6 protein-coding genes are annotated in these 10,905 nt (G+C 47.7%); 1 reads left to right on the forward strand and 5 read right to left on the reverse strand.

The annotated features are described in order from the left end of the window. Positions 1-27 precede the first annotated feature (27 nt). The 3 genes from GUA98_RS02665 to yicI all read right to left on the reverse strand — a co-directional run bounded on the left by GUA98_RS02665 (position 28) and on the right by yicI (position 6,452). On the reverse strand, positions 28-2,955 hold the full coding sequence (locus tag GUA98_RS02665) for a glycoside hydrolase family 3 C-terminal domain-containing protein (protein ID WP_193721977.1): 2,928 nt from the start codon (positions 2,953-2,955) through the stop codon (positions 28-30). Between the two features lie 15 nt (positions 2,956-2,970). Further along, entirely contained in the window at positions 2,971-3,996 is a 1,026-nt protein-coding gene (locus tag GUA98_RS02670; protein ID WP_193721978.1) for a phosphotransferase family protein, read from the reverse strand. Between the two features lie 137 nt (positions 3,997-4,133). Beyond that, positions 4,134-6,452: an alpha-xylosidase gene (gene yicI, locus GUA98_RS02675; protein WP_153977925.1), complete on the reverse strand. Its 2,319-nt coding sequence runs from the start codon at positions 6,450-6,452 to the stop codon at positions 4,134-4,136. A 174-nt stretch (positions 6,453-6,626) separates the two neighbouring features. Between yicI and GUA98_RS02680 the strand changes: the two genes are divergently transcribed. After that, complete coding sequence (locus GUA98_RS02680; protein WP_193721979.1) at positions 6,627-7,541, forward strand: helix-turn-helix domain-containing protein; 915 nt, start codon at positions 6,627-6,629, stop codon at positions 7,539-7,541. A 69-nt stretch (positions 7,542-7,610) separates the two neighbouring features. Here GUA98_RS02680 and GUA98_RS02685 read toward each other — a convergent pair whose 3' ends face one another. Next, positions 7,611-8,531 carry a hypothetical protein gene (locus GUA98_RS02685; RefSeq protein WP_193721980.1) on the reverse strand — a complete coding sequence of 307 codons (921 nt, stop codon included), beginning with the start codon at positions 8,529-8,531 and terminating at the stop codon, positions 7,611-7,613. Between the two features lie 438 nt (positions 8,532-8,969). Beyond that, on the reverse strand, positions 8,970-10,826 hold the full coding sequence (gene ade, locus GUA98_RS02690) for an adenine deaminase (protein WP_193721981.1): 1,857 nt from the start codon (positions 10,824-10,826) through the stop codon (positions 8,970-8,972). Positions 10,827-10,905: the final 79 nt, after the last annotated feature.

Consider the following 10,905-nt stretch of genomic DNA (forward strand, 5'->3'; position numbering starts at 1 on the left):
CAGATCATTTTCACTCCGCAGCAATGATTAACATTTTAATCTGAACTGCTGAATGGCAGCGCCACCTTGGAACACAATATATAAGCGCTCAAGTTCTTGCTCAGGTTGAAGTGCACACTGGACCGTTGTCCACTGGATGTCAGAGCGAGCTTGGCCCGGTGTAGATTCAGAAACATTCATGGGCACGGGACATGTTCCAAGAAGCGCCCCATCTGGCCCTCCAGAACGTATCTGCAGCTCGCCATCTGTTCCAAAAGCAGCAACCCGTGCTTCAAATGTATGCGCTCCTTGTGTTCCGTTATTCAGGAAAGCAATCCAGGACTGCTGATCGTCCTTATACAGTGGTTCTCCAGGAACAACCGCTCGAACTGCTGATCGTCCTTCCAAGCACTCGTCCAGGAGCACACCTGCATACTCATCGAAATTCTCTGCAAATGTTGGCAAGTCCAATTGGCGGGCAGGTACAACCTCCCCTTCAATCTCCATATCGACTGTCTGGCGAATGTCTTCCGAGGAGCGTCCAGCCATGATGGACCAGGTCGCTGTCTCTATGCAATATCGGTCACGTGTGACATCCCAGAAAGCAAGCTTTTGAACAGGAATTTCAAAAGAAACCGTCCTCACTTCGCCAGGTGTAAAATGGATCCGCTTAAAGCCAATTAATTGCTTCAAGGGCCGCTTCACCCGGGATGTCTGCGGATGCCCATAGATCTGGACTACTTCATCACTTGCAACGTCTCCCGCATTTCGAACCTGCACTTCAACTTTTAATACATCAGCTCCGGATACTCCTTTAATCCGCTGAGCGTGAATTGCATTGTATTCGAATGGCGAATAAGTCAAACCATGTCCAAATGGATACAGGACGGAACCATCATGGTACATATATGTCGTACCGTTATTAATAATATCGTAATCCATAATATCGGGAAGCTGTGACTCATCCTCATACCAGGTCATATTCAGTCTGCCTGCCGGTGCATAGGTACCAAGCAGCACATCCGCAACCGCATGACCAAGTTCTTGTCCTGCATGGGTCAAATATACAATGGCTAGAGCTATGTCCTTTAATTCCTGAAGTGCAAATGGATAACTTCCCACGATTATGACTACGGTATTCGGATTTGCCTTGCAAACCTCCTTGACCAGACGGACCTGCTCGGACGGGAGAGTAAGACCAGGCCGATCAATTTCTTCCTTGCCGTTAATATAGGGACTGTTGCCGACAACGACTACAGATAGATCACTGGCTTTTGCAGAAGCTGCTGCTCGCTTGATACCATCACTCTCAACATGCTTCACCAGTCGTACTGGCTCCTTCGCTCCAATCACCAACTCATTTGCTTTCGATGCTGCCGCTCCAGCTTCTGATGAATCTGCAATGGGTGCCAAAACATGCTTGCCCTGATGTTCAGCAAGTCCTATAGGAAGACCATTCCACGTACGCAATAAACTGCTGTTATCGATCTCGGGATCAAATTGCACAACTTCCTTAACAAACCATCCCCCGATCTCTGGTGCAATCGCCTGATATTTGCCTTGTTCGGTTAATGTAATATAGCGATTATTGTTCACGCTTCGCAGCGTGTGACTTCCCCATCCCCAATCCTGATGAATGAACACAGCCTTCTCCGCACTGCCTTCCGGAACGGCTACAACAGTTCCTTCCTCTCCGATGGATACTACCTGCCCTTCCTGTGTCTGGAGACTGATACGATCATTTCCGTCTTCATAGAGGATCTCAGCATCAGTCAATCGGTTCCGTAAACCATCTAATACGGTAATCCGATAGGGCAGCGTACCGCTATACCAATCGGTGAATACGGCATCCGCGAGAGGTCCAATGACGCTCACCTTACGAAGTGTATCCGGCTTTAATGGGAGCAACCCGTCGTTTTTCAACAGTACGATGGACTCTAACGCAGCTCGATAACTTAATTTGGCATGCTCCGGCGCACACAGGACAGACTCCGGTATAGACGCGTATGGATTAAGACCCGAGCGGTCCAATTGTCCAAGACGCATGCGAACACCAAAAATGTTGCGAATAGCCCGGTCCAGATCCTCTTCCTTCAGCAAGTCTCGATCAAGGGCCTCTTGCAATGCAGCTACCACCAGATCCACTTCATCGGTCAGACAATCCACACCTGCCTTCAAGGCACCTGCCGCAGATTCGGCATGCGTCGCATGGTATCCATGATAGTTTACGGTTTGAGAGAGGTCTCCTCCGTCACAGACGATAAAACCGGGCATTGCCCATTCGCCCTTAACCACGTCGTTCACATATGGACTTTCTATTGCAGGGGTACCGTTGATGGAATTATAGGCTGTCATCATGGACAAGGCACCACCTTCAACAAACGGTGCCTCAAATGCCTTAAGATAGTACTCGCGCAAATTTCGCGGATCTATGCTGGATGAACAATTCAGCCGGTCCTTCTCGTTATTGTTGGCGAAAAAGTGTTTCAGCGTAGCTACCATTTTCAAATAAAATGAATGATTCCCCTGCATGCCCTGCACGAGAGCTGCCGACATCTCCCCTGTGAGTAACGGGTCTTCACCATACCCTTCTTCCGTTCTTCCCCAACGCGGGTCACGCTCCAGATCAACGGTGGGTGCCCACAGGGTCAAGCCGTGGCGTTCAGGTTCGCGATGGTGGTAGGCTCTGGCCTCATCCCCAATGACTGAACCTATTTCACGCATGAGTGCTGTATTCCATGTGCTTGAGAGTCCGAGAGGCTGTGGAAAAACGGTTGCTTCCCCTTTCCAAGCCACCCCATGGGCCGCTTCTCCTCCAACGTTGTATGCAGGAATCCCCAGCCGCGGAACAGCTGCTTCGCGTGTAGGAATCAGGCTGATCTTCTCTTCTATCGTCAAACGTTTAATCAGATCATCGAGTCTCTGTTCGAGTGGCAAAGCTGCATCCCACATGGGGTATTGTTCATATTCCTTCATACTAACGCCTCCTAGTTATTGGTATGGTTCCATCATCATCTTCCATTGTTCCATGAGTTCCAACGTACGTTGACGAAACTTCTCTCCGTCATGCGGCTGATCAACCTGATATTCATGGACATAAGCATTAAAATAAGAGGACAATATTCTATAGGCCAGCCGGCGTGCCAGTCCCTGATCAGACATATCCAGCGCTTGACCGTAACCCTCGTGAAATGCAGGCTGCGCTGTGGACAGAATGGCTTCAAACTCCCTGTCGGCAAACATAGACCGATCTCCATCTATGATAGCCGCAATGTCCAAAGTATCCTTATCGTTCTTATCCTCATGAATCAACACGTTTGCTTCCCACAGATCGTTATGGACAAGTACGGGAACGGTCACCTCATCAAATAAAGCGCAGTAATCCCGGAACATGCTCGTAATCTGTTCGCCGACACCCGGCATGTATCCAACCTGCTCGGCTTTCGATGCTATTTCTTCAGCAAAAGTCATCAGTACCTCGGACCAGCGATCCGATCCTTGGATGGTGCCATCTCCTTGTGGCCAGCCGAAGGATTCACCCTGAATCCGATGCATGGCGGCAGTATATTTGCCCAGCTCGCGGTAGAGCTTATCCTTCTCGGGTAACGAGATCGACGGGTGATTCAGCTGCTTGCTAGGAATAAACTCCATAAACATATAGGTTCTCGGAATGATCGAGCCGCTGTTATCACACACAATGACATGGGGAGCCGGAATGCCTGCCTTCTGATAATAATCATAAACAACCGGTTCAGCTGTCATCATCGTGCGTTCAAAGGAAAACAACGGATCACTGGCCTTCTCCGCTTGCGGATCTATTCCTTCTGGGGCCAAACGCAAAATCACATCCGAATAAGCTGCATGCTCCAGCAGTATCCGGTAAGTTGTATTGAAAAGCCCGCCCTGCAAGAGGGAGTACTCTTTTACTTTGGTAGCGGTTCCAAAATCCTTCTCCACCAATTGATATAACGTCTCGGTTGGAATAGCCTGGTGTAAGCCTGTAGTAATGGTACTCAATTTCTTCAATCTCCTATCTATTGCTGTCTATCCCCAATCATACGATAACTTGCTGGCTGCAGCTACTTCTGTCTGCTTCCGCTGTAGACAAACAGAACGGCACCTTGCGGTACCGTCCTCTAAGTCATGCTTGCTAATTACAATTGAATCGTGAGCGAGCTTACGCCTGCTGCTGCAGTTACTACGATGCCTTGTTCTCCAGCTGTCTGAGATCCACCTTCAACACTGGATACACTTTCGATGCCGCGAAGTACCACATTCCATGGCTTGCCTGCACCTTCAGCACGCACCTCCAGAACAGATCCATTACGGGTTACGTTCACAACCAGTTCCTGCTCAGCCTGTTGGTTCACAACAACCGCTTGCGCCGTGTTGCCATCGGCGAGCTCGAACAAGTGCAGGGAAACTTCATTGGCAAAATCATAATCCGGTTTACTGTTGGTTGCACCCACTGCAATCAAGCTGTTTGGTTTGATCATCATTGGCAATGTACGGAAGTTGTGATTCTCACGTACGAAACGGCCGCCTTGAACTTTATTGCCTGTCAGGAAGTTTGTCCATGTTCCTTCTGGCAAGTAGTAAGTTACATCGCCTTCTTTATTGAAGATCGGCGCTACAAGAATTGAATCCCCGAACATGTATTGTGTATCCAGGCTGTATGTTGCAGGATCCTCTGGGAAGTCCAGCACCATGGCGCGCATCATCGGGATACCTTTCACCGTCGATTCCTGAGCAGAATTATAGAGGTAAGGCATCAGGCTGTTTTTAAGTTTGGTGAAGTCACGAACAACGTCCACGGATTCCTCGTCAAACAGCCAAGGCACACGATACGAAGTACTTCCGTGTAGACGGCTGTGGGAAGACAACAGACCGAATTGTACCCAGCGCTTGTATACGTCAGGTGTTGCTGTATTTTCAAATCCACTGATATCATGACTCCAGAATCCGAAACCGGAAAGTCCGAGTGACAGACCGCCGCGAAGCGATTCAGCCATGGATTCATAAGTAGAAGAGCAGTCTCCGCCCCAGTGAACCGGGAACTGTTGACCACCTGCTGTTGCCGAGCGGGCAAACAGGGCAGCTTCGTTCTTGCCAATTTTCTCTTCAAGCAATTCAAATACAGCTTTGTTATAGAGATGTGTATAGTAGTTATGCATTTTAACCGGATCAGAGCCGTCAAAGTAGACAACATCCGTCGGAATTCTTTCGCCGAAGTCTGTCTTGAATGAATCTACACCTTGATCAAGCAGTACTTCCAGCTTGCTCTTATACCACTTAACAGCATCCGGATTCGTGAAATCAACCAGAGCCATACCTGCTTGCCACATATCCCACTGCCACACGCTGCCATCAGCTGTTTTTACCAGATAACCGTTCTCCATACCTTCATCGAACAAGTAGGACTTTTCTGCAATATATGGGTTGATCCAAGCACAGATTTTAAGGCCTTTGTCTTTCAAACGACGAATCATGCCTTCCGGATCCGGGAACATCGCTTCATCCCATACGAAATCAGACCATTGGTATTCCTTCATCCAGAAGCAGTCAAAGTGGAATACGGAAAGTGGAAGATCACGTTCAGCCATGCCGTCCACAAAATGGTTAACGGTTGCTTCATCATAATCGGTTGTAAATGATGTTGTCAGCCACAGACCAAACGTCCATGCCGGTGGAAGGGCTGGTTTACCTGTCAATTTTGTATAGTTATCAAGTACATCCTTCGGATTGGCACCGCCGATAATGAAGTATTCCAACGTCTCGCCTTCTACGCTGAACTGCACTTTAGATACATTTTCAGATGCAATTTCATAGGATACGCGTTCAGGATGGTTTACAAATACACCATATCCTTTACTGGACAAATAGAAAGGAATGTTCTTATAGGACTGCTCGCTGCTTGTACCGCCGTCTTCATTCCACGTGTCAACCACTTGACCATTCTTAACAAATGGTGTGAAGCGCTCGCCCAGACCGTAAACGTATTCACCCACGCCAAGATCAAGCTGCTCGCGGAAGTATGCTTCTTTGCTTGGACCTGTAATATAACCAGCCGCTCTCTGACCGCTGCCCGTAATCCGTTTTCCTTCATACAGGAAGCTGACGTCCCAGCCTTTGGTTTTGTCGATTTGAACTTCAAGATTGCCGCTTTTCAAAACAGCTCCTTGTTCATTTTGCGTGATGTCAACATTCACATCTTGATAGTTGAGTTCAAACTCAGGACTCTTTTTTACTCTTCCTTTATGGTGATTCAAAGTTACACGAATTACGTTAGGCATAGGTGAGCTGTACGTTGCTTTCAGCAAGGTACCGTTCAACGTATCCCCTTTGGTACGAATATATTTAGTTGCCGCATATACGGTCAACGAATCCCCTTTTTGCACAATATCACGAATGTCAGTCGGGTTTTGAATGTGGTATCCTTCACGAGTCATCCAGAATCCATCAGTAAATTTCATGTTTTCTTTCCCCCTTCGGTTATACTATAATAATATTGATATTAAACCTGGTTTTCTTCCGATATTTTGACCAAATATATCACGATTTTGATATTTTCTATCCGATTCTCAAGCAAGATCACCAATCTATGGAAACGATTACATTAATAATGATACCCTAAAGGAGGACCTTCTATGGAACGCGAACGATTACGGGAGGACCGAATCCACGGTAATGCGATGTATCCCGTCAGTGTTTATCCGGATATTGAACAGCTTAATGGAGACAGCATTCTGGATTGTCACTGGCACGATGAGATGGAATTTACGATGGTTACTCAAGGCAGTGCTGTGTTCCAGATTGACATGAATACCGTGGAGGTGAAAGCGGGCGAGGCGATTTTTGTGAACCGGGGCGAAATTCATGCAGGCTATCTGAAAAGCGACCTTCCTTGCGTGTTTTCCTCTATCGTGTTTAGTCCGGAGCTGCTGGGCAGCCGAACCTTCGATGCCGTGCAGGAGAAGTTCATTAGACCGCTCGTTCACAAGACACTTATCCCTCCATTTCATATGAAGCCGGAGGATGACTGGGGGCGTGAGATCCTGCTGCATCTCCAGCGTATTTTTGCGGATCATGCTAACGGTTCTGAAACCTGTGAGATGACAACCAAAGCCTACCTGTATCTCATTTTCGCCCGTATGTTTGAACATATGCGCCCTGCAGCTGTGAAAGGTACCGTCCCGACAGGCAGCCATGACAAGGTGGAGCGGCTCAAATCCGTCCTTGGCTACATTCACAAGCGCTACCCTGAGCCGCTGAAGCTGAAAGAGCTGGCCGATGAGGCCAATATGAGTGAAGGACACTTTTGTCGTTTTTTCAAGCAGATGGTACAGAAAAGTCCTGTCGACTATATTAACTATTACCGTGTGCAGCAGGCCTGTTACCAGCTCGAGAACACGGATCACAAAATCGTGGATATTGCCATGGATGTTGGCTTTGAACATCTGAGCTACTTCATCACCACATTCAAAAAACACAAAAATACAACCCCCTCGCAGTATCGGAAAATGTTTTATGAAAAGGTGGCTATGGAGCCTGCACTTATATGAAGCAAAAAAGGTGCCTACAGCGGTTAAGCTGCAAGCACCTTTTATTTTTTTACTATGCCTAGTAGCGCATTATTCTTTCAGCGTTTTCCAGGAAGTGTATTCATGAATAGAGAATCCCTTAAATGAGGAGTGCTCTGCCGCCAACTTCTCCACCTGCTTCAGTTGAGATTCCATGTACACTGCACCTTCTTCATAAAATGTAATGAATTCACCTTCCTTGCTCTGCTTCGTCTCTACGGCAATCGAGATCGTTTTGCCCAGCTGGGAAGCCTCTGCAAGCTCGTCTTTGGCCACGTTATAGATGGCTGCAGCCGTATCGCGGTATGCCATAATTGTGATCGAATCAAATTGGCGGATCATCCAGCTGCTCACAGCCATCGTTGATCCCGGAATCTTGTAATTATCCAGCCAGAAAGGCAAATCTGCTGCCACAGGCATATTCATCAGGGCAGCGCGGTCAACGATGTATTGAACATTCCCTTGCCACTGGGTAATGACGCTGGCCTGATTCGTTTTCCACTCCGGATGCACATGCGGTTCAATATCAAGATGAATCCCGGCAAATTTCTCGTTGGGTTCTACGGAATCCTGATAGGCTTCAATCCAGTCGAGGAAACTAGCAATCTGATCTCTGCTTTCGGTTAGTCCCCAAGCCGCTCTTCCATCCATCACATCGACAGCGATATTATAAGCTCTGGCCTTACGAATGAAATCTGTATAGTAAGGGATCTTCACATCGCGATTGATCTGCAGATAGATCGTGTTGATATCGTGATCTACGGCAAATTTCAGAATCTCTTGCGGATTCTTCTCAATCTGAGTCGTATCCCATACCCAGGTCGCTCTAATCGGCCCTTCCACGTTGCCATGGATCGATTCATAACTTTCTACAGAGCCCTGTGCAATGGTCTTGGATGAGAATGTGACACCCGCAATCAGGACCAGACAGCTGATGATTTTGATAAAATGAAACCCCCGCTTGTTTTGCATATTTGTACACTCCCCTTGTAATTTACCGCTCCATCGTCGTAATCCGGAAGAATGTTTGTCGTTTTACCCTTCATTTTATGAATCAGATAAACAATTCGTTTATGCATTTGCTTTCATATGCAATATCATCTTCTAGACTTACGACAAAAGGATCATATAAGATTATTTCGGGAATTCACACTTCTGTATTCATAGTTCTTAAGTCTCATTTATTAAAAATATTTTAATTTACACAGAAAATTTCCACAACTTCAGTCGTTATTGCCATATATGAATGACCAACAGAAGACCTATGAAGCGTTTTCTCTAAAAGAAACAAAAAAAGCCGCCATAAAGGCGACTTCCATCTTACATAGAAACATACATCCATCTATATGTGGTCATTTTTGTTCATCACGTTTTTACAAACAAGCCAGTATAAGAGAACATGCTTTCATTTTATGTCCCGGCAGGTGTAATTGGACTGCTTTCCGTTGTCTCGTCGAATAGCGTCACCAGCTCAATTCCCTCTGCCGAGATTCGTACTAACCCCTTATCGGATAAACGCAGCTCGGGAATAACGACCAGAGCAAGCAGGGAAAGTGTCATGAAGGCATTATTCAGAGTACAGCCTGCCGATTGCAGTGCTTCACTGATTGCAGCAGATTGTGCAGCAACTTCTTCAAAGGGCTCGGTGGACATTAATCCTGCGATCCGAAGCGGAAACTCGGTTGCACCTTCGTCCGTAATTACGGTAACCCCGCCTTGCATGCGGATTACCCGATTACCTGCCTCCGCCATCAAGGCATCATCGTTACCGATAATGAGAAGATTGTGACTGTCATGAGCTACGGTCATGGCAATGGCTGAAGGGCGTGTGAATCCAATGCCGCCGACAAGTGCAACTGCCTTGTTTCCGGTTTGCTTATGCCGTTCCAGTACTGCGATTTTGCAGATATCCCCCGTCGTGGACACAGCTACCTTACCGTTTTGCACCGTTACAGGAACATGCTTCTCTTTGGTATCCACATGGTTTTCAGTCACATGAATGATTTTGGCCCCAATGGCTCCCTCGGCAATCGGTGCTGGCAGTTCCATATCTTTTGGCTGAATATTAGCTTCCAGCTTCACCGTATTCAACGCTTCTTCCGGATAAGTGAAGCTATCCCAGACAGCCGTCATCTTCCCCTTCTCTGCGACAACATGCCCGGCAGCAATTGTCATGCCCACACGCACATCTGCCAGTCGGCCATCCAGTAAGATAATATCAGCTATATTGCCCGGGATAACGGCCCCAATATCACGAGCCACACCGAAACGTTCAGCTGTGTTTATCGTTGCCATTTGGAAGGCAGTCACGGGTTTGACACCCTGCGAGATGGCCAGTCGGACGACGAAGTCCATGTGTCCTTCTTTGAGAAGCGATTCGGAACTCCGATCATCGGTCACCAGCATCATTCGGCGGGTATCCAGCCCGAGTTCGGTACAGGCTTTGATGGTTTCTGCCACGTCATGCCAAGCTGATCCCTGACGCATTTTGGCATACATGCCAAGTCTCAGACGCTCCACGACATCTTCCTTCGTCACACATTCATGATCTCCAGTCACACCGCTTGCCGCATAAACAGGTAAACGCCAGTCATCCGCTGCCCAGGTAAAGTGACCGTCCGCCACCTTGCCGGCCCGCAGCGTAGCCTGAATTTCTCCAATCATCGTTTCATCCCCGTATACGACACCCGGGAAGTTCATGACCTCACCAAGCCCAATCATGTCAGGGCCCCAGGAGAGGGCCTCAGCCACTTCCTCAGGCCCGATATAAGCTCCTGTCGTCTCCAAACCAGGATGTGTTGAAGGCACACAGGAAGCCACCTGCATATAGGCTGCGAGCGGCGTGGTTCTCGCTTCATCCAGCATAAGCCGCAGACCCTTGAGTCCAAGTACGTTGGAAATCTCATGCGGGTCAAAAAAACCACCGGTTGTACCGGAAGGCAGTACGGCTCTCGCAAACTCCGTCACCTTCATCTGCGTGCTCTCGATGTGGCAATGTCCGTCCAGTAATCCTGGAGCAATGTATTTCCCTTCTGCTTCAATAATGCGTGTATGTTCTCCGATGGTATGACTCACATCTTTGCCAACATAGGCAATACGAGCTCCCTGCACCGCAACAGACATATCCGGCAAAATTTCACCCGAGATGACATTAACCAGCGTCCCTCCCCGAATGACTAATGTTGCCTTCTTATCTCCTCGCGCTGTTGCTACCAGATCAGGCACACAATCTGCCATTAATGGCCGTTCAAAAGATGGTTTGTTCATCCCATTGCCTCCTTCATTCATTAACGATCCAAAAAAAATATATTGTTACGATTATATGAGTCCGCAAGGCTTGTGTAAA

It is taken from the genome of Paenibacillus sp. P13VS (genome assembly GCF_015143645.1).
Taxonomy (GTDB): domain Bacteria; phylum Bacillota; class Bacilli; order Paenibacillales; family Paenibacillaceae; genus Paenibacillus; species Paenibacillus xylanilyticus_A.